General features: G+C 59.4%; 15 protein-coding genes and 1 tRNA gene. 4 read left to right on the top strand and 12 right to left on the bottom strand.

The genetic code is table 11. The features are described 5' to 3' along the window. Positions 1-2 precede the first annotated feature (2 nt). Positions 3-830, bottom strand: coding sequence for an FhaA domain-containing protein (locus L6762_RS07550; protein WP_237186426.1), 828 nt, complete (start codon positions 828-830; stop codon positions 3-5). A 317-nt stretch (positions 831-1,147) separates the two neighbouring features. Here L6762_RS07550 and L6762_RS07545 point away from each other — a divergent pair. After that, positions 1,148-1,231, top strand: a tRNA-Leu gene (locus L6762_RS07545). A 358-nt stretch (positions 1,232-1,589) separates the two neighbouring features. Here L6762_RS07545 and L6762_RS07540 read toward each other — a convergent pair. From L6762_RS07540 to nhaA (L6762_RS07495), 10 genes are all read right to left on the bottom strand, one after another. Further along, entirely contained in the window at positions 1,590-2,528 is a 939-nt protein-coding gene (locus tag L6762_RS07540; RefSeq protein WP_237186424.1) for a DUF808 domain-containing protein, read from the bottom strand. Between the two features lie 137 nt (positions 2,529-2,665). Next, on the bottom strand, positions 2,666-3,730 hold the full coding sequence (locus L6762_RS07535) for an NAD(P)-dependent alcohol dehydrogenase (RefSeq protein ID WP_237186421.1): 1,065 nt from the start codon (positions 3,728-3,730) through the stop codon (positions 2,666-2,668). 66 nt (positions 3,731-3,796) lie between these two features. Continuing rightward, a complete protein-coding gene (locus tag L6762_RS07530; protein ID WP_237186420.1) occupies positions 3,797-4,132 on the bottom strand; it encodes a PLD nuclease N-terminal domain-containing protein in 336 nt (111 codons plus the stop codon). Between the two features lie 155 nt (positions 4,133-4,287). Beyond that, entirely contained in the window at positions 4,288-6,705 is a 2,418-nt protein-coding gene (locus tag L6762_RS07525; RefSeq protein WP_237186419.1) for a 5'-nucleotidase C-terminal domain-containing protein, read from the bottom strand. Positions 6,706-6,808: 103 nt separating this feature from the next. Further along, positions 6,809-8,227 (bottom strand): TIGR01777 family oxidoreductase, encoded by a 1,419-nt coding sequence (locus tag L6762_RS07520; RefSeq protein ID WP_237186416.1) that lies wholly within the window; start codon positions 8,225-8,227, stop codon positions 6,809-6,811. A 93-nt stretch (positions 8,228-8,320) separates the two neighbouring features. Next, entirely contained in the window at positions 8,321-8,779 is a 459-nt protein-coding gene (locus L6762_RS07515; RefSeq protein ID WP_237186415.1) for a hypothetical protein, read from the bottom strand. 455 nt (positions 8,780-9,234) lie between these two features. Further along, complete coding sequence (locus L6762_RS07510) at positions 9,235-10,737, bottom strand: APC family permease (protein ID WP_237186414.1); 1,503 nt, start codon at positions 10,735-10,737, stop codon at positions 9,235-9,237. A 178-nt stretch (positions 10,738-10,915) separates the two neighbouring features. Then, positions 10,916-12,466 carry an alanine/glycine:cation symporter family protein gene (locus tag L6762_RS07505; protein ID WP_237186413.1) on the bottom strand — a complete coding sequence of 517 codons (1,551 nt, stop codon included), beginning with the start codon at positions 12,464-12,466 and terminating at the stop codon, positions 10,916-10,918. A gap of 307 nt (positions 12,467-12,773) precedes the next feature. Continuing rightward, positions 12,774-14,132, bottom strand: a complete 1,359-nt coding sequence (gene nhaA, locus L6762_RS07500) for a Na+/H+ antiporter NhaA (RefSeq protein WP_237186412.1) — start codon at positions 14,130-14,132, stop codon at positions 12,774-12,776. Positions 14,133-14,364: 232 nt separating this feature from the next. Then, a complete protein-coding gene (nhaA, locus tag L6762_RS07495) occupies positions 14,365-15,714 on the bottom strand; it encodes a Na+/H+ antiporter NhaA (RefSeq protein WP_237186410.1) in 1,350 nt (449 codons plus the stop codon). A 411-nt stretch (positions 15,715-16,125) separates the two neighbouring features. Here nhaA (L6762_RS07495) and L6762_RS07490 point away from each other — a divergent pair, with 411 nt between their 5' ends. The 3 genes from L6762_RS07490 to L6762_RS07480 all read left to right on the top strand — a co-directional run bounded on the left by L6762_RS07490 (position 16,126) and on the right by L6762_RS07480 (position 19,205). After that, complete coding sequence (locus tag L6762_RS07490; RefSeq protein ID WP_237186409.1) at positions 16,126-16,644, top strand: MarR family winged helix-turn-helix transcriptional regulator; 519 nt, start codon at positions 16,126-16,128, stop codon at positions 16,642-16,644. Positions 16,645-17,264: 620 nt separating this feature from the next. Then, positions 17,265-17,897, top strand: coding sequence for a superoxide dismutase (locus L6762_RS07485; RefSeq protein WP_237186488.1), 633 nt, complete (start codon positions 17,265-17,267; stop codon positions 17,895-17,897). A gap of 162 nt (positions 17,898-18,059) precedes the next feature. After that, positions 18,060-19,205: a thermonuclease family protein gene (locus tag L6762_RS07480; RefSeq protein WP_237186407.1), complete on the top strand. Its 1,146-nt coding sequence runs from the start codon at positions 18,060-18,062 to the stop codon at positions 19,203-19,205. Between the two features lie 11 nt (positions 19,206-19,216). Here L6762_RS07480 and L6762_RS07475 read toward each other — a convergent pair whose 3' ends face one another. Beyond that, complete coding sequence (locus L6762_RS07475; protein WP_237186486.1) at positions 19,217-19,960, bottom strand: thermonuclease family protein; 744 nt, start codon at positions 19,958-19,960, stop codon at positions 19,217-19,219. Positions 19,961-19,978 lie beyond the last annotated feature (18 nt).

The following is a 19,978-nucleotide window of genomic DNA, read 5'->3' as shown; positions in this document are numbered from 1 at the left end:
AGCTACCCCTTACGAACCATCAGACGGAAAACAATACGGGCCCGGCCCATCTCAATCACAGAACCGTTACGCAGCTCAGCCCGGCCGTGCAGGCGCTTACCGTCGAGGTAAGAACCGTTCGTGGACCCCAAATCAACCGCCAGGTAGGTGCCATCTTGCTCCACAATATCGAGGTGGCGGCGTGAGACACCCGTATCTTCAACGGTGATATCTGCGCTGGAGCCACGCCCCAGGGTGACCGGCAAATCGCGCACCACAACGCGCTCGCCGTTGATGTCGAGCACCACCTGGGGGGTGGGGGCAGGGCGGCGAGACTGCGGTAGCTGGTGGGCGGGCACCGGCTCGGTGCGCGGTGGCGCTGCCGGGCGGGTGATGCGCGTGGGGAGCTGCTGCTGGGCGGACGCCGGGTGGGCAGGCGCTGCCTGAGGGGCAGGTGCCGGGGCGGGTTCGTCCTGAGGGGCCTGCATCTTCTTCACCGCGCTGGTGATGTCGAAGCTGCCCGGTTCAAGCTCGTTGTTGAGCGAGAAGGTCACGCGCACCGCCCCGCGCAGGGAGTAGCCCTGGTCGCGGGCGTGGCGGATGACCACGTCGCAGAGCTCTTCAGCCAGGGGCACACCCCACTGCTGGGCTCGGGAAAAGTCACTGGCAGAAAATTCGGCGGTGAAGTTATTGGGGGCGATAGTGCGCCCGGACGAGACGGAGAAAGCCTTATTGTCCATCTCGGTGCGGAGCCGGTTGGCGATGTCTACGGGCTCAAAAGTGCCGCCCTTGCTGAAGGTGCCACGCACGGCCTTTTCTAGGCCCTGTTCAAGTCTGTCGATGAACCCCATGCTTGCCTCCTTCAACACAAAACTACGGGCGCACCGCGCCGTGTTCTGCGGGTGCTCGAGCTGATTCGCTGCGCAGGGTATGCGCACAGCCTAAGCTTCTAGTCTAGTGGATAACCGTAAAAACTCCCCGGGAAAACCTGGTAAAGCCCTGCTATCTCACGGGTTCTAGGGTGGGGAGCGGACGCCCGCGCGCCGGTTTTGGGCGTCTTTCTGGCTTGCGTGTGGTTGAGGACACTTAATTCCGGTTGGACATCTTCTTAATGGGGTGTGTATAGTTATCTTCGTTGCTCATTCAGCAACGATAAAAAATGAATAATGCGCAAGTGGCGGAATTGGCAGACGCGCTGGCTTCAGGTGCCAGTGATCGCAAGATCGTGGGGGTTCAAGTCCCCCCTTGCGCACAGAGAAGAAAAACCCGTTTTTCCTAGTGAGAGCTAGGGAAAACGGGTTTTTTCGTGCCTGAAAATGGCCATGGTGCTTCTGTGATACTCGTTTGCCCGGCAGTTGGGCGCCACGGCGGGTGTGGGTGCTCTTGCTCGCCTCCCCGGCACTGGCCAGAAGGTATATGTGCCGACAGCCGCCAAATGTGGTGGTGCCAGCGCCACATTTGGCGGTCAGTGCCACAGCTGCTTTTGAAATGTACCGCGCCCTGCCCACTTTTAGCGTCAAAAGTGGGCAGGGCACGGTACAAAAACTAGGGGAGGGGTTCATAGGGGCGAGCGTGAGCCTGCAGACCCCCTACACAAGAAGCTACAAAGCCTAGTGGTGCTTCTTGCCGGGCAGGAAGTGAACCACAGCGGCAATAATGCTGCCCCAGATCAGGCCGATCACCATAGAGCAGAAGGTGTTGATCAGCCAAGCTGCTACTCCGCCCAGGGCGGGCAGGTGGTGGCCGTACTCCTCAAGGTGGTGCACGAACTGATAGGGAGCCTCCCACCAGTGCATATCGTAAAGACCCAGCAGAATAATGTGGCCACCGACCCAGAGCATGGCGAACGTACCCACGACAGAAATAACGTTCATGACCACGGGCATAGCCTTCACCAGGCCTAGGCCAAACTTCTGCGCCCCGGCAGATTCACGCTGAGCCATCGCCAGGCCGATGTCGTCCATCTTGACCAGCAGGCCCACAGCACCGTACACCAGCAGGGTAATGCCGATGCCGACCACAGCCAGAATAGCGGCGCGGGCCCAGAAGCCCTCAGAAGCAACCTCGTTCAGGGCAATCACCATGATTTCTGCGCTCAAAATGAAGTCGGTGCGCACAGCCCCCGAGACGATTTTCTTCTCGGCGTCCTCACCCTGCACCACCGCGGGAGTTTCTTCCGCGGCGTGCTCCTTCTTCGAGAACATCTCGATGACCTTTTCGGCGCCCTCAAAGCAGAGGTAGGTGCCGCCCAGCATAAGTAGGGGGGTGAGCATCCAGGGCAGGTACTGGCTCAGCAGCAGGGCTGCAGGAAGAATGAAGACCAGCTTGTTGCGCAGGGACCCTACCGCAATTTTCTTGATGATGGGCAGCTCACGCTTGGGTTCGATATTGCGCACGTACTGCGGGGTGACGGCGGCGTCGTCCACCACCACACCGGCTGCCTTCACGCTGGCGCGGCCAGCTGCCGCTGCTACGTCGTCCGCGCTTGCGGCTGCCAGCTTGGCGAGGGCCGCTACGTCATCTAAGAGAGCCGCTAAACCACCGGCCATAGAAATCTCCTCGGGGAACAAATAGGTTTGTGTTGTTCCTAAGAATACTGCCCGGCGGCTCCGGGTGCGCTAAGACCCCGCGCACACTTTGGTGGGCGGGGCCCTCGTTACCTCAAGATGAGGACGCCGGTGGTCGGCTAGGCGCTGACCTCAGCGCTATCGAAGGTTGCGGTGTCGATGACCACGCGGAACTGGACGTTGCCATCCACAACACGCTCATAGGCGGCATCAACCTCGTCCACGCCAATCTTCTCAATCACAGCGCCGATGCCGTGCTCAGCGCAGAAGTCCAGCATTTCCTGGGTTTCGGGAATGCCACCGATGTTGTTGCCGGTGAGCACCTTGCCGCCCCCAATCAGGCGGTTCATGTGAATCTCGAGGGCCTCCGGGGGTAGGCCTACCACCGAGAGGATACCGCGGGGCTTAAGCAGGCCCAGGTAAGAATCCAGGTCGATGGGGGCAGAGATGGTGTTGAGAATCAGGTCGAACTCACCGCGGTGCTCGGTGAAGAACCCCTCGTCGGTGGTAGCCAGGGTGCGAGCGGCACCCAGCTTGGCTGCGGCGTCCGCCTTCTTGAGGCTGCGGGAGAGCACGGTGACCTCGGCGCCCATAGCGGCAGCAATCTGCACGCCCATGTGCCCCAGGCCGCCCAGGCCCATCACGGCTACCTTCATGCCGGGCTTAACGCCCCAGCGGGCCAGGGGTGAGTAGGTGGTGATGCCGGCGCAGAGCAGGGGCGCTGCCACGTCGAAATCCAGGGCGTCGGGAATGCGCAGAACGAAGCGCTCATTGACGGTGACCTTCTGGGCGTAGCCGCCCTGGGTGATGGTGCCGTCCACGTCCTTGGAATTGTAGGTGCCCACAGAGCCGTTCAGGCAGTTATTCTCGAAGCCGGCAACGCACTGCTCGCACTCGCCACAGGAGTTGACCAGGCAGCCAACGCCCACGCGGTCGCCCACCTTGAACTTGGTGACGGCAGAGCCAACAGCCTCAACAGTACCCGCGATCTCGTGGCCTACGGCCAGGGGGAAGTGGGCTTGGCCCCACTCATTGTGGATGGTGTGAATGTCGGAGTGGCAGATACCGGCTGCCTCAATCTTGATGACGACATCGTCCTCGCGGGGGTCGCGACGCTCGATTTCGGTGACTTTGAAGGGCTGGTCGGGGCCAAATTTTTGCAGGGCCTTGACGGTGATAGGCACGGGGGTCTCCTTGAGTGAAGTGGTCTTGTCACCTCTCACTTTACGCCTGCCTGCAGGCTGCGCTACCTACTGCGCGGCCGGTTCGCTCTCAGAGTGAGAGCTGGTGGTTTCAGCCAGTTCGCGCCGGTCAGAGCGCATGCGCAGCCAGTAGGCTAGGGGGCCAACGATAGGGATAAAAAGGGTGAAGAGCAGCCACTTGAGCTTCTGGATTTCACTCAGGTGGGGCTGGCGGTGCACGGTGAGCACGCAGAAGATGGCCAGGCCCATGGCAAGAAAGAGCAGGGGGTAGAAGAACCAGCCGAAGAGGCTGAGCTGGGTTCCCGTTTGCTCGGCGGTAAGGACGCCTGCGGCAAGTGTGCGTGTAGGCGATAGAGCGGGGGTGGAAAGGTAATCGAGGGGCATAGTGTCCATGGTAGTGGGCAGAAGAAAGAGAAGGGACCAGATCGCTCCGATAGTCCTTGTACACAACACATACAATGCGGAGTAATCTGGTCCCTTTGCGGGGGCAGACTAGATTTTTAGCGCAAACGCGGTATCTAGCCTATGAAAGCCAACTCTTAGGCCTTGCGGCGGCGGTTAGCTACCAGGGCAGCGCCACCGGCAAACAGGGCCAGGGCGCCCGCGCCAGCAATCATAGAGGCGGTGAAACCGGTGTTAGCCAGGTTGCCGGAGGAGCTGCTACCCGAAGAAGAGGTAGAGGACTTGATGGCGCTGCCGTCCTCAGCCTTGTTGGTGTAGTTGGGGTCCTGCTCGCACCCTACGCCGTCCTTATCGGCATCCAGGCCCTTGTGGAAGCCAGCCTCGTCGGACTTGATGGGGCGGCCCAAAGCGTCCCACACAGCGGCGCAGTTCTCGTACTCAAAAGCGGTAGCTGAAGGCGCAGGCGCTACGACGGTGCTGTCGGAGCTAGGAGCGGCGGTGGGCTGCTCGGAGGGAGCTACAGTCGGTTCCTCAGAAGGTGCCGCAGTGGGTTCCTCAGAGGGGGCAGGGGTGGGTTCAGCAACCGCACCGGTGAAGTTGGCTGAGAGGCGGACGGTGGTGCCAGCAACGCCGGTCGCATCAGTCAGAACAACCTCGTGGGTGCCGTTGGTGATGCCCTTACCTGCCAGATCCAGGGAAACTGTCGCGGTGCCGTCCTCAGCAACAGCAACGGTGCCAACCTCAATGCCACCCACGGTCACCTTCAGCTCGGTCAGGGCGGGTACGCCGTAGCTACGGACGTTCAGGTCAGACAGGGAGAAGGCCAGGGTGCCGTTGACGTCGTAGCTCTCAGCCAGATCAGCAACGCGCACAGCCTGCTTGGCGAAGTTGGGGTCAACGGTGCCAGCGTTCTTGAAGTATTCAACGAAGGCGTCCGAATCTACCAGGGCGGTGTCCTTGGCGTTAGCGCCCTGGGAGAGGGTGCCGAAGTTGTCGCCGCCGCCCAGCAGGAAGCTGGGGATAGCGACGGTGTAGGTGTCGGCGTCCTCAACCTTTGTGCCGTTGACGTACACATCGAGCACGTTGGAGCCGCGGCTTGCGTAGCCCTCAGCGTCGGGGGAGCCGGTGTAGGTGTAGGTGACGTTTGAGGAGAAACCCAGCTGCAGGTAGGGGCGGGTTGCTATCTCTCCTGCCGAGTTCTGCTGCCACTGCTCTTCAAGCACGGTCTTGAGCTGGGCGCCGGTGAGCTCGGTGGTCCAGAGGTTGTTGGCGAAGGGGGTCACGTTGACGACGTCCATGACGCGCACGTTCTTGTTCACGGCCAGCCCCAGTGAGGTGCGCAGGCCGCCGGGCAGCTCATCGCGCAGGCCGCCGGGGTTGACGATGCCGATATCGGCGGGGGTGCGGCCGGTGGAGTTAGCGGCAGCCAGGTACATATCCGCTACCAGGTGACCCATGGTGGACTCGTAGTTGCGCATGTCAAAGCCACCCTGGGTGTCTTTGGCGGAGTCAAAACCGGTGGTGATAGGGGCGCTGACCTGGCCAGCTACCACAGAGCCCTGCTCGGTGGCGTAGGCGTTGGCATTAGTGATGATGGTGTTCACGTTAGCCAGGACGGGATCAGCTGCGATCTGCTCGGCGGTGGGGGCGCTCATGCGCTTGACCAGCTCAGAGGAGTAGGCGGTGACGTTCTTCTCGGCATCCAGGGTCAGCACAACCTTGCCCAGGTTATCGCCGTAGTTGCCGGTCTGAATAACGGGGCGGGTCTTGCCTGCCTGGCCGGGAACGGCGCCGTCAATGACGTACTCGGCGTGGGTGTGGCCGGTGAAAATGGCGTCTATGGCGGCGCTGGTCTGGTTGATCATCGCGTCAGCTTCGGGAGCTGAGGTGTCTACACCCTCGTGGTACTCAGCGATAATCACGTCGGCTTCGCCGTTGCTTGCATCGCCGTCAGAGAGCTGGGCGGCGTACTTGTTCACGGCCTCGATGGGGTCGGTGAACTGTACGGACGCCAGCGCTGAGGGGTCGGTCAGCTGCGGGGTTTCGGTGGTGACAGCACCAATGACGGCCACGGTGGTGCCGTTGACCTCGGTGGTGTAGTAGGGCTTCAGGGCAGGGGTGCCGTCAGCGTTCAGGACGTTGGCGCCCAGGTAAGTGAAAGAGGACGCGGGGATGATGCGGTTAACCAGGTCGTCCATGCCGGCATCGAACTCGTGGTTACCTACAGCGCTGGCAGAGAGGCCCAGGGCGTTCAGGTAGTCCAGAGTGGGCTGATCCTTCTGCACGCTGGAAACGTAGAGGGAGGCACCTACGTTATCGCCAGCAGAGAGCAGCAGGGAGCCGTCGGTGGCAGCGGCACGTTCGGTCTGGATGGTATTGGCCAGACCCATAGCAATGCTGGTAGAAATACGACCGTGGAAGTCGTTGATATTCAGCAGGGTCAGGGTAGTGGTGTCGGCTGCACCTGCACCCGGAACGGGGGCAACAACCAGGGCAACAACGGTCGCACCGCTGGCTGCCAGGCCAGCAAGGCGGCGGGAGAGAGAAGAAGACATGCTTATCTTTCGGTGAGAATGATGATGTGTGTCATTCAACAGAATAGCCCGCTCCGCGCCGTCTTGCCGGTGTTTACAGTGACATTTCGGTAAACAAAGAGCTCTACCGGGTGAGCTCGTGAGCCAGAGCCCGCTCCAATTCCGGCTCAAAGAAAACGTAGCCACTAGCCAAGAGCTTATCGGCACTGGCCCGCTGGCTCGCCAGCGCTAATTCCTTCACTCCCTCCTGCCCCAGGGCCAGAGCAGGCACAGCAGGCGGAATAGGGAGCAGGACGGGGCGGCGCAGCACCCTACCCACCGTCTTGGCCAGGGCCTTCGCCGGTACCGGCGTGGGAGCCACCGCGTTCACCGGCCCCTCCAGCTTCTCGGTCAGCACCGCATGCACATAGATACCGGCAATATCGTCCAGGCTGATCCAGCTCTGCACCTGCTCACCCGAACCAATCCAACCCCCGGTCCCGCTCAAGAAAGCCGGAAGCTGCAGGCGCAACATACCACCCAGGGCAGACTGCACCAGGCCGGTGCGCACGTTAACTACTCGAAGTCCAGCCTCACGAGCAGGTTGGCAGGCAGCCTCCCACGCCTGGCATACCTGCGCCAGGAAGCCGCTCCCAGCGTCCTGGTCCTCGGTGAGTATCTCTTGGTCCCGGTCAGGGCCGTAAAAACCCACTGCAGAAGCGCAGACAAAAACGTGCGGGGCGGCGTCCGCACCCCTCTGTCGCACCAGGTCGGCCAGGGTAGTTGCCAGCAGGGTCGTGGACTCAACACGGGAGGTAAGAATCTTCTTCTTATTCTCCTCGGTAAACCGCTGGTTGATGCTGGCCCCGCCCAGGTGGATGACGGCGTCCGCACCCTCAAAAGCGGCAGTATCAATCTCACCGGCAGAAGGGTCCCAGCGGAACTCATGCTCCGCCTCAGGGGCGTGACGCACCAGCGTGCGCACCGTATGCCCACCACCGGTCAGCAGGGCAACCACCTGACGGCCGACCATGCCCGATGCGCCCGCAACCACTATCGTCAGAGGGTCACTTTCATAACGCTGCTGAAAATCAAGATCAGCACCGATTCGGCGCTCGCGGGCGGCAAAGACTTTCTCTAGCTGCTTTTGAGCCGCTGCCCGGGCAAGCCGTTCAGCTGCAGCTCCTACCTTTTCCGCGGGTGTGGGCGGCGTGGGAAGAGCTGTGAAGGTAATGCTGTCGCGCACCACCGTATCGCCCGGCGTCGACAGAAAATCGTGGGTGTGCTCCCAGGAAGAAAAGGGGCCGCGGACCATTTCGTCGGTAAAGGAATCGGCGGACGCCCGGGTATGGCGGGCCGCCCAGGGGAGGGTCAGCAGACCCGAGGTTAGCGGCAGTGCCACCCTGGTGCGAGCGGTACTTCCAGGCTCGTTCGGTTTGCCCTCTTCGGTGACGGAGCCAGCCCAGTGAGGGGTTGCCCGAGTCAGGGCGCCGGGGCGCACAAACCAGGTGCGCACGGTGTCTTCGTCGTAGGGGTAAGCGGCGGTGTAGGTAAAGTCAGCCATGGCAACCTTCCTGAGATTAAAGGAATTTTAAGTAACCTTACCTTTTGGGTGTTGGTGCATAGCAGAAGGCACGCGCAAGGCGTAAAAACCTTTTTAGAGAGCCAGAGTGGTCAGCTTCTCCTCCACCGCCTCAATCAGCTCAGCCAAAGTGGTGATGTAATACTTCTCAGCCAACGTCACCGCATTCTCACCCGGTAGACCCTCTGTAGCAAAAGACCCCAGGCCAAAACCCGCCCCCGCACCAAAGCTGCTGGGTGCGGGTGCCTGGCTGCCTGCGTCCTGACCAAAAGCGCCCACCCCAAAGGCGGACGCCGGGGCGCTCGCCGCCTCGCGTGTGAGGGTGTACCCGTAGGCGGTCGAATCGGCATAGCTGATATTGAGCACATACTCCACCTGCACGCCGTCCTCGGAGCGCTCTACCGACAGGTCAGCATCGTCAAGGAACTCGCCGTCTAGCTCCAGGCCGCCGTTGTATTCCAGGGCCCAGCCAAACTTGCGGGCCAACGCAAAAGCGGTCTCTTTAATCTGGGTATGCTGCGGGTCAATAGCCACTGACTCTCCTTGCCGGGGCGGGTGTTTCGTATCTACTGTACTTCGAGTCAAAGAAAGAGGATAAAGAGAAGTGGAGGCGAGCCCTTCCCAGGGGGCCCGCCTCCACTTCGGTTTACTGCCCACACCCCTGCGGGCAGCTATCAGAGACGATAAATTTGAAACACACTCATACTCTGAATCGCAGGTCTGTCAGCCCAAACTCTTCCAGACCTACTACACCAAGTATGACATCCCAACCTCTGCAAAACCTGAGATTCTGTAGGCATAAAAGGGGATAAAAACCAGGCAGGTGAGGGGCCTTGCCCCCTGTTTTGGGTTTGGCAAGGTGAAACAAAACCACCCCTAAATAGTGCAAATTTTATCTATCTGTAAAAAATTTCTAGACCTTCAGGGCGTGTTGCCCTCTCTGTCACACGCTTGACCGGTGCTAGAGAGGGCATGGTGGTACAGTCGCTCTATTTCACCTCGTCCAGGTCAGCGGACTCGGGTACCTTGACCCGGGTGTCCATATTCAGAGTCTCGCCCCGGAAGAAGGGCTTGAACTCATCCCGGCCCATCAACAGGGCCATCAGGCCAAAACCAATCACAAAAGAAGCTACCGCAGTGACAAAGACACCGCTGGTCCCCAGCATCTGGGTATAGCCGTACTCAGGGTCAGCCATATTGACCAGAGAAATCACCAGAATCGCGGTCATCATCACGCCACCGGTTGCTGGAATGATTAAACGGAAGACCACGTTGCGGGCGCTGGTGAAAATATCGCCCCGGTAGTACTTGATACAGGCAAACGACGTCACCGCATAGTACAGGGCCACAGCCACGCTGGCAGCCTCAATCGTATCGGCCAGCATGTTCTCGCTGATGTAGGTCATTCCCGCGTAGAAGAGAGCCGAGCAAACACCCATATAAACAGTGGAAGTCTTGGGGGTCTTGAACTTGGGGTGTACATCGCCGAACTTAGCCGGAACTGACCGGTAAACCGCCATGGCGAAAATACCGCGGGAAGAGGGCAGAATCGTGGTCTGGCAGGTCGCCAGGGCAGAAACAGCCACCGCCAGAATAATAACCCAACCCCAGGAGCCCAGGGCGGCGTCCTTAAAGGGGGTGAAGACGTCGTCCGAATTATCGGGGTTAGCCAGACCAATGCCACCTGAACCTGCCCCCGCGTACATCAGGGCCACCACGGTCACGAAAACGTAGGTGACCACCAGAATAGAGCTGGAGAGGACGGCCGCGCGGCCGGGAGTGCGGTGAGGGTCCTTGGTTTCTTCGGCGATAGCCAGGCAGGTGTCCCAGCCCCAGTAGATGAAGATAGCAATCAGCACGGCCTGAATCATGCCGTCAAAACTAGCCTCAAAGGGGTTAAACCAGTTAGCTTCAAACTCAAAGCCCGCTACCGCACCCGATGCCAGGGAGTTAAAAACACCCAGTGCCAGCAGCACAATCGCCACATACTGAATACCAACCAGCAGCCACTGGGTCAGTGAGCCGGCCTCAATATTGCGGTAGGAAATCCAGGTGGTCAGGGCAATCACCAGAACACCGGTTGCCACAATGACGTGCTTGTTGTGGGCCAGATCGTCCTGCCCCAGCAGCAGCCAAAAATAGATCGCCGCAATCTGGGTCTGATTAGCCATAGCAATCACGCCCGCCACGATAACGCCCCAGCCAGAAATCCAGCCGGTCTTCGGCCCAAAAGCCTTAGCGCCCCAGGTGAAGACCGTACCTGAATCCGGCACCGCCTCGTTCAGCTCCTTATAGGAGAGCGCCGTCAGGAGCATAGGGATAAAACCCAAAATCAGGGCTATCGGGGCTTGATAGCCCACGGCTATCACGATGAAGCCAATAGAGGCAGCCAGTGAGTACATGGGGGCGGTTGACGCTACCCCAATGACGGTTGAAGAAGCTAGCCCCAGGCGCCCTGCGGCGAGGCCTTTGTGGCGGAAGTCGTTGGTCATTGTCGCTAAAGATCATCCTCTGCGGTGGGGTGGGCGTAAGAAGCCTACCCCGGTGGCGGTTAAGAACAGCTTTCAGTATAGGGTTTTAAAACCAGGACGCCGCCGCGCACCATCCCTGCCAAGGGGCAGGGTGGTGGGCGGCGGCGTCCTTGCGGGTTAACTACCCGGGGGCTTGAGCCTACTTGCCGCGGGCGGCGCGCTTTTCAGCCTGCTCGCGGTCGAAATTCTCCCAGTATTCGCGCTGGGTGAGCTCGTCGGTGCCGTCCCAGGCGTCCAGGTTCTTAATCTCGGGCAGATCAGATGCCTGGAAAATCGGCTCGAGGCCAGCCTTGCGCTGGGCCTCGTAGTTGCGGAGCACCTTCATGACCTTAGGCATCAGCAGGCAGACCGCGGTCAGGTTGACGATGACCATGCCGCCGTTGAGCAGGTCAGCCAGGTTCCACAGCAGGTCGATGGAGGCAATAGCACCAAAGAACACGAACAGAATCACGATGACGCGGAAGATGTTCATAGGCAGGTGCTTCTCGGTGACGAAGCGGATGTTGGACTCACCGTAGTAGTAGTTACCGATGATGGATGAGAAGGCGAAGAGGGCAATCGCTACGGTCAGGAAGTGAACCGCCCAGGGGCCCAGCTGGCTAGAGAGCGCAACCTGGGTGAGGGTGCCTGCGGAGTTCTTGTCGCCGTAGGGGATGTCGCCGGCTACCAGCACGATAAAGGCGGTGACGGAGCAGACCAGCATGGTGTCGAAGTAGACACCCAGGGCCTGCACGAAGCCCTGCTTGGCGGGGTGGGAGACGGACGCGGTTGCACCGGCGTTGGGGGCGGTACCCATACCGGCCTCGTTGGAGAGTAGGCCACGGCGCATACCCTGGGTGATGACGCCGATCAGGGCGCCGGTGACAAATTCCTTCAGGCCGAAAGCACCTGCGAAGATATCTGCCAGGACGCCGGGGACGGCACCCAGGTTCATGACGACGATAATCAGACCCAGAATCAGGTAGAGCACAGCCATGAAGGGCACCATGATCTCGGTGACCGATGAGATGGTACGGATACCGCCGAAAATGATGAATGCCGAGATAACTGCAATCACCACGCCAATGGCAATGCGGAAGCCCATAGCGCTGGGGTCTGAGGCGTCAATGCCGAATGAGGTGGCGGTTGCGCCAACGATAGCGTTGGTCTGCACGGCGACGAAGACGAAGGCGTAGGTGATGACGATGAAGGCAACGAAGATGAGGCCCAGCCAGCGGGCGTTAAGACCGCGTGACATGTAGTAGGCGGGGCCGCCGATGTAGGAGTCCTCGCCCTTGCGCTTGTAGAGCTGGCCCAGCAGGGACTCTGCGAAGGCAGACGCGGCGCCGACGGAGGCGATAACCCACATCCAGAAGACAGCGCCGGGGCCGCCCATGGTGATAGCCATGGCAACACCGACGATGTTGCCCACGCCCACACGGGAGGCAGCAGAGACGGTGAAGGCGCGGAAGGCTGAGATGCTCTTCTTGCCGTTGTACTCGGTGCCGGCGGGGTCCTTGAGGGTGCGGAACATTTCGCCGATGAGGCGGAACTGAACGCCTCGCGTTGCGATGGTGATGCCCAGGCCTACGGCCACCAGGGCGTACATGAGGAAGTTGGCCCAGAGGTTATCTGAGATGCCGGTAATAACCTCGGTTGCTCCAGCGGTGGATTCGTTAATCCAGTGCACTGCGTTGAGCAGAGTATCCATGTGTACTCCAAATCGGTAAGAGGCCGGGTCGGCCCGGGGTATAGGTGGGCGCGGTGGCACGTGGTGGGGCGCCTTAGCTGCGGCACAGTGGGCAGCAAGGGCGGAGAATCACCGGCGCTAGGGCGGTGAACACTAGGGGTAATTCTCACAGCTCGGTTGCGTTTGTGCAAAACATGCCCACTGTGATGTTGCCGTTTCGTGCACCGCTTTAAACGGATAGGTACCATCTGACTCGGAAAAACCCAGCTGGTTGGTGGGTTTTTCTGAGTTAGATGGTACCTACCCTGCGAGATAGGGCGGACGGACGCTAGGCGCCGGGGCGGGGCGCGTCCGTGTTGTCGGTGAAGACGTCGGGGATGCCGTCCTCGTTCTCGTCGATGCTTTCCTTGAGTGCAATCTGCTTGTAGTGCTTGTTGCGAATCGACAGAATCGTTGCGCCTAAGACCGCTGCGATAACCGAGCCGATCATAATGCCGATCTTGGCGTCCTCGGTGTGCAGGGAGCCTGACTCGAAGGAGAGCTCGGCGACCAGCATAGAAACGGTGAAGCCGATACCGCCGGTGACGGCTAGGCCGATCACATCAATCCACTTGATATCGGAGTCTAGGTTCACGCCGCGGAATCGGGTGATGAGCCAGGTGGTACCGGTAATGCCGACGGTCTTGCCCAGTACCAGGCCAACCATGATGCCGATAGCAACGGAGTCGGTAAGGGCGGTGCGCAGGCCGTCCCAGCCACCGACTGCTACACCGGCGGAGAAGAAGGCGAAGAGGGGTACGCAGATGCCGGTGGAGAGCGGACGCAGGCGGTGCTCCAGGGTCTCGGCCAGGGAGGCGTGAGCATCGGCTTGCTTGGCCTGGGCGGTCATGCGGACGGGGACGCAGAAGCCCAGAATGACGCCTGCAATGGTGGCGTGAATGCCTGACTCTAGGAAGAGAGCCCAGGTGATGAGCCCCAGGGGTAGCAAGATGACCCAGGCCGCCCACTTTTTCTCGTGGAAGAACTTCTCATGCTTGTGGGTCAGCCAGAAATATAGCCCGATGGGAATGATAGAGATAATCAGGTACCAGGCGTGGAAGTTGCTGGTGTAGAAGAGGGCGATAATGACGATGGCAATCAGGTCATCGACCACAGCCAGGGTCAGTAGGAAGGTGCGCAGGGCCGCGGGTAGGAAGGTGCCCGCACCGGCCAGGACGGCCACCGCGAAAGCGATATCGGTGGCAGCGGGAATAGCCCAGCCGTGCACAGCGGTCTCATTGCCGTGGTTGATGGCGAAATAGATGATAGCCGGCGTCATGGCGCCGCCGAAGGCCGCCGCGATGGGGACGACGGCTTTACCCGGGTCGCGCAGGTCGCCCACCACGAACTCTTTTTTGAGTTCTAGGCCGGTGAGGAAGAAGAAGACCGTGAGCAGGCCGTCAGCGGCCCACAGGTGCACGTTCATCATCAGGTGGCTGAAGCCTGGAATGCTCAAGCCCAGCTCGGTATCGCGCACACTCTCGTAGAAATGTGCTGCCTGGGAGTTAGCCAGAATAACGGCGAGCACGGTGGCGGCGAGCAGAATAAAACCACCCACCGATTCCTTGCGCATAATCTCTGAGACGCGGCTGGTCTCGGCGTACGATCCGCGGGAAAAGAGCGGGTCCTTGTGAGGCGCTTCAGTCATGCCTCTCCTTAGGTCAGGTGTATCTTCGCTTGCTTCAGGTTCCATTATGCTCCTTTAGCCCAGCTAATGCCGGAATCTGAGATGCAGAACTGCACCCCGGCGTCCGCCCCGTTTGAAAAGCCTCCGCGCACCTGCCCCGCACACAAGGGGACCGCACAACCCAAAAGGGGCCGCATACTATGCGGTCCCTTTGAGGAAATAAGGTCCCCTTGAGGTAGCGGGGAAGTGGACGTTAGGCGCCGGGGCGGGGTGCGTCCGTGTTGTCGGTGAAGACGTCGGGGATGCCGTCCTGGTTTTCATCCACAGTCTCCTTGAGCGCAACCTGCTTGTAGTGCTTGTTGCGGATCGACAGGATGATGGCACCGAGCAGGGCGGCGGTGACCGAGGCGGTCAGAATCGCGACCTTAGCGGCGTCGTTGTAGTCGGAGCCCAGACCGAAGGAGAGCTCGGCAATCAGCAGGGAGACGGTGAAGCCGATACCGGCCAGGGTGGCCACACCAATCACGTCAATCCAGGCGATATCGGGGTCCAGGTTGGCGCGGCGCAGGCGGGTGACCAGCCAGGTGGAAGCAGTAATACCAATCATCTTGCCGAAAATCAGGGCCAGAATGATGCCGTAAGCAATAGGCTCGGTGACCGCGTCAATGAAGCCCTGGAAGCCGCCGATAGCGACGCCCGCTGAGAAGAAGGCGAAGACGGGGACGCAGAAACCTGCGGAGAAGGGGCGCACGCGGTGCTCCATGACCTCGGCCAGGCCGTGGTGGGCGTCCGCTGCTTCGGTGCGCTTGTTCTTGCGCACGGGAATCATGAAGGCCAGAATGACGCCCGCGATGGTGGCGTGAATACCGGAATTGAGGAAGAGTACCCAGACCACAAAACCGATGGGCAGCAGGATGAACCAGGACGCGGCGGGGGAGAGGTGGAAGAGCTTCTCGCCCTTGCGCGCTACCAGGGCGTAGAGGGCAATGGGAATGATCGAGAGGGCAAGGAAACCGATCTTCAGGTCTGAGGTGTAGAAGAGGGCGATGATGGTGATGGCGATCAGGTCATCGACCACAGCCAGGGTCAGCAGGAAGGTGCGCAGGGCTGACGGTAGGTGGGAGCCGATAACAGCGAGGACGGCCACCGCGAAAGCGATGTCGGTTGCTGCGGGAATAGCCCAGCCCCCCAGCGCCTCAGAACTGCTGTTGAGGTTAACCAGTACGTAGATGATGGCGGGCAGGGCAACACCACCGGCTGCTGCCACGATAGGAACGAGGGCCTTGCCGGGGTTGCGCAAGTCGCCCTCGACAAATTCCTTTTTGAGTTCAAGGCCGACCAGGAAGAAGAAAACCGCCAGCAGACCGTCGGCAGCCCAGTGACCGATAGAAAGTTTAAGGTGTAGGCCCCAGAAATCAGCGCCCAGGTAGGTATCGCGCAGGCCGAAGTAGTGCTCGGCGGCGGCTGAGTTAGCAAAAATGAGGGCGAGGACGGTAGCAACCAGCAGGATGATGCCGCCGGTGGATTCCTTGGATAGGATCTCTGAAATGCGCTGGGATTCCTTATAGGAGCCGCGCGACAGGACGGTATTTTCAGATGACATAAACGCTCTTTGGGGTCGATGGGTAACGATAAACCGCCTACTCACAGGAGTCTCCTGAAGCGATGTTGGGGCGGACGGTTGCGGCGCCGGGGCATCTATCTTCGGTAGAGCGGTGGTGAGTTGGGCGGGCCGACCAGTCTTCCCGGCACACCTTAGTAATCTAGCTTATCAAATGAAGGCCTGGTGAGGAATTAAGGGAGTGGGTGTAGGTTTTGGGCGCGAGTCATACTAGCAAGGGGCTGGCTTGAGGGGACCTTGCTGAAGAGCGGAAGGAAAAACTAGCCCTAAATAACCGATATTTTTTGCAAAAGGCATCAACACGGGTGCACCAGGAGCAGAAACTGTTTTGAATGAAACTTAGACTAGGTATAGACAACCCCACTTTTGCCTACAGTACCGACCAGAGGAACCATGAGCGAAGAAACCCCTGCAGCTGCTAACCAGAGCACCCGATGGCTGAACGAAGAAGAGCGCGAAGGCTGGCTCTTTATCTCCTCCATCATGTTTAACCTGCCCGGCCAACTTGAAAGCCAGTTGCAGAAGGATTCGGGCCTCAGCTTCGTTGAGTACATGGTGCTCGCTATGCTCTCAGAATCTCCCCAGCACAAACTCACCATGACCGACCTGGCTCGGCAGACCAACACCCTGCTGCCTCGACTGTCACGGGTGGTAACCCGCCTGGAGAAAGATAACTTTGTTGAGCGCAGCACCTGGGAAAAAGACCGCCGTGTCTCCATCTGCCACCTGCTGCCCGGTGGTCTGGCTAAGGTGCAGGAGGCTGCCCCCGGCCACGTCGAGGCTGTTCGCCGCATTATCTTTGATCAGCTTAATGCCCGCCAGGTGAAGTCCCTCGCCAAAATCGGTGAATCAGTCCTGGGGGACAAGCCCAGCACGGTCATTAACGTCTCGAATGTAGCCTCTCTCGACTAGGCGATTTAAACCTCTGGTGGTGGTTCCCGCTATGTCTATGCACAGTTCTTATCCACAGCTTTAAATCTGGATTATCTATAAAAAGGTGCCCCGGTCAGCCTGTTTAGGCGGCCGGGGCACCTTTTATCCCCACCTGTGGATAAGTCTGTGAACAATATCCACTTAAAAGGTGGAAAAACCGCCAGCCCTGTGGGTAAAAACGCTCAAAAGTGCGCTCATCACCGAGTTGAAGTGCCTAAAAAGTATGTTTTCCACAGTGCTTATCCACACCCGTGGATAAGTGACACCGGTGTGATTTTCGAACAACACCGGTGTATTTTCGAAAGGCTACGCCCCTGCTTGCCCTATCCTCTGCACTATTTTCTCGAACATCTTCGAAACTCCCAGCCGTGTAATTCGAATATCCCCAGTTTTATCCCCACCTGTGGATAACTTTCCCCGCTCTTAAGTGGAAAACTGTGGAGAACCTACCCCGGGCGTCCGCCTGCCCCCTTTCAGCCGTTTTGCCCAGGGCTAAACAAGGGGACTTATCAAGTAACCTCTCGTGACCCCGTGCTCCCCAGTGTGTAGAGTTAAACCCAGAAAGACCCAAAGAAGGGCCTTCAACGAAAGGAATGACCATGTCAGAAAAGTACGTTCTGCCTGAACTCGACTACGACTACGCAGCCCTCGAGCCCCACATTTCAGCCCGCATCATGGAGCTGCACCACTCCAAGCACCACGCCACCTACGTTGGCGGCGCCAACACCGCCCTGGAAAAGATGGAAGAAGCCCGCGAAAAGGGCGACTTCGCCAACATCGGCAAGCTCTCCAAGGACCTAGCCTTCAACCTGGGCGGCCACACCAACCACTCCATCTTCTGGAAGAACCTCTCACCCGAGGGTGGCGACAAGCCCGTCGGCGAGCTGGCAGCAGCAATCGACAACGACTTCGGCTCCTTTGACGGCTTCCGCGCCCACTTCGAAAACGTAGCCCTCACCATCCAGGGCTCCGGCTGGGCCATCCTGGCTTGGGACACCGTCGGTAAGCGCCTCGTCATCGAGCAGCTCTACGACCAGCAGGGCAACATCTCCGTCGCCCTGATCCCCGTGCTGCAGCTGGATATGTGGGAGCACGCCTTCTACCTGGACTACCAGAACGTCAAGGCTGACTACGTCAAGGCCTTCTGGAACATCGTCAACTGGGAAGACGTCGCAGCCCGCTTTGACCGCGCTGTCTCCCAGACCAAGGGTCTCATCATTCCCGAGGCCTAAAACCCTCGCACCCCGTGTGCAGGTGAAAAGCCGGGTGCCGGCGTCCTTCTCAGCAGAGCGGACGCCGGCACCCGGCTTTTAAGGGCACAACCTGGGGCTGTAATACTGGCAAGTCAGCCACTGGGACACCTAGTATGGTGAGCAACACAAAGGAGTAGATCCATGCGCCCTGCTCGCATTTTTGCACCCGCCACTCTCACGGTCGGCATGTTCACTCTCACCGCTTGCGGCCTCTTTGGCAATGCTGCTGAACCTGCCAGCACCGCCACCCCCAGCGCTACAGACAGCACCTCCGTAGCTTGTGTTGTACACGTCATCGATGCCGACACCCTCAGCCTGGAAAGGGACGGCACTACTATCACCGTTAACCTGCTGAACCTGGTTACCCCGCAGGCCAAGCACGATAATGAGGATATGCGCTGCCTGTCCACAGAGGCCACCGAGTACCTGACCAAGCTTCTACCTGTCGGCTCACCCGTCACCCTTACTTACGATGAGGCCCTAGGGGCGGGGGAAACCAGCCAGCCAGAGCCCTCCGCCAGCCCCACCGTTAAGGTTACGGCGGGAGTCACCCTGCCCGATGGGCGACTACTTAACGCTGAGATGGCCAGAGCAGGCTTCGGCGTAGCCGTTACCGAGGGTAGCTCCACCCTCTATGAAACTATCAGCGCAGCCCAAGACGAGGCTGATCAGCAACAGGCAGGTATCTACAGTCGAAGCGTTGAGTGCGCACTCCCGTCCCAGTTAAATTCTACTCTCACCAGTGTAAATAACGCCCAAGGAATAGGTCTCAAAGAGCCCCTAGAAGCCGCAGATTCTCTCACCCGCCGCCTCGAAGAGTACGAAACTGCCAGCGACCTGCCCCTGCTCTCAGCCATTGCCCAAACCCAATCCGTCAAAACCCTGCGTGACACCTTCCTGCGGGCTCGCGACAGCAAACGCATCGTCTACAACCTAGCCGAAGAAGCTGAACGAGAAAGACTAGAAAACGAAAAAGCAGAGAAGGACGGCAAGAACCACCCCACAGGTGAGGTCGCCCAGTTGCCGGCTCCTGACGCACCTCCTGCCTCAGATCAAGCTCCGGCTCCGGAAGAAGTTCCAGCCCCAGAACAGCCCCCTGCCCCCGAACCTACCTCCGTTAACCCAGATACCACCCACCCGGGCGATACACCCCACCCTGAAGACCCCGCAAACCCCACAGAGAGCTCTTACCTCAGCCCCCTAGCCCATCTACCACAGTGGATTAAAAGGACGCCGCCCCTCACCCGCCTGCCCAGAGGCAGGGGAACGAGGGGCGGCGTCCGCTGAGCTCAGCCCTTTTAGGAACCCGGGCGCACCGGGGTGGCCTCAGCCTCAGCCTTCTTCTGCTGGTTCACGCTGGTGCCGTTCTCAGGGTAGAAGTCATCGCCCAGAAGTGAGCGGAGTTCATTTAGCTGTGCTGTAACGGCGTCTAGGGTCACGATTGACCCTACCCACTGAGCGGGAGCTTTAGTCTGTTCTTCTAAGTCCTTGTACACCGCAGAGGCGTCACGGTAGATAGCCTGGCGTTCGTTTTCACGTTGCTTTTGCTCTAGTGGAGCTTCGGCTGATGTGTCTACTTCCCAGCTTTTAGCGTCCTCTACAGCTATCTTTTGTGCCTGGATTTGAGCAGGAATGGTACATTCGATGTCCTTGGAATAAAGACCAAGACCCTCATTGGCGGCATCCTGCTGAGCCTGAGAAATCTCTCCGTAGAACTCATCTGCATTGCTAGTAAAGGTGGTAGCAACCATGCCAGCCCGCGCCATATCACGATTGATAAAGGCATCTCCTGCATACACGGCGGCCTCAACGTAGCCGGTTGCCCCGCGCTGAGACTCATCAAAATTTAGAGTTACCTGGCTACCCTCAGGCAGTTTCTCGGCAAGCAGAGCTTTGGACTCATCCACTAAACAGGTACTTGAGAGAGCAATCCCACTGCTAGTAGGGGCTGCGACATTAAGAAGACGAACTTCTTTTTCCACTCCATCGATACTCGCGGTAAATGTATTAGCTGATTCAACTGTCACTACCGTAGCTGTCATCCCATCGGTATAAGTGAT

Origin of the sequence: Rothia nasimurium, assembly GCF_928381705.1 — a bacterium.
GTDB classification, from domain to species: domain Bacteria; phylum Actinomycetota; class Actinomycetes; order Actinomycetales; family Micrococcaceae; genus Rothia; species Rothia nasimurium_G.
This window is presented reverse-complemented; position numbering and strand designations above follow the sequence as displayed.

Coding starts and splice junctions, on each gene's coding strand:
- L6762_RS07530 (WP_237186420.1), bottom strand. CDS start 4,132: ATGCCCCTCGATTACCTTTCCACCCCCGCTCTATCGCCTACACGCACA.
- L6762_RS07525 (WP_237186419.1), bottom strand. CDS start 6,705: ATGTCTTCTTCTCTCTCCCGCCGCCTTGCTGGCCTGGCAGCCAGCGGT.
- L6762_RS07510 (WP_237186414.1), bottom strand. CDS start 10,737: ATGACCAACGACTTCCGCCACAAAGGCCTCGCCGCAGGGCGCCTGGGG.
- nhaA (WP_237186410.1), bottom strand. CDS start 15,714: ATGTCATCTGAAAATACCGTCCTGTCGCGCGGCTCCTATAAGGAATCC.
- L6762_RS07490 (WP_237186409.1), top strand. CDS start 16,126: ATGAGCGAAGAAACCCCTGCAGCTGCTAACCAGAGCACCCGATGGCTG.
- L6762_RS07550 (WP_237186426.1), bottom strand. CDS start 830: ATGGGGTTCATCGACAGACTTGAACAGGGCCTAGAAAAGGCCGTGCGT.
- L6762_RS07520 (WP_237186416.1), bottom strand. CDS start 8,227: ATGGCTGACTTTACCTACACCGCCGCTTACCCCTACGACGAAGACACC.
- L6762_RS07540 (WP_237186424.1), bottom strand. CDS start 2,528: ATGGCCGGTGGTTTAGCGGCTCTCTTAGATGACGTAGCGGCCCTCGCC.
- L6762_RS07480 (WP_237186407.1), top strand. CDS start 18,060: ATGCGCCCTGCTCGCATTTTTGCACCCGCCACTCTCACGGTCGGCATG.
- L6762_RS07475 (WP_237186486.1), bottom strand. CDS start 19,960: ATGACAGCTACGGTAGTGACAGTTGAATCAGCTAATACATTTACCGCG.
- L6762_RS07505 (WP_237186413.1), bottom strand. CDS start 12,466: ATGGATACTCTGCTCAACGCAGTGCACTGGATTAACGAATCCACCGCT.
- L6762_RS07485 (WP_237186488.1), top strand. CDS start 17,265: ATGTCAGAAAAGTACGTTCTGCCTGAACTCGACTACGACTACGCAGCC.
- nhaA (WP_237186412.1), bottom strand. CDS start 14,132: ATGACTGAAGCGCCTCACAAGGACCCGCTCTTTTCCCGCGGATCGTAC.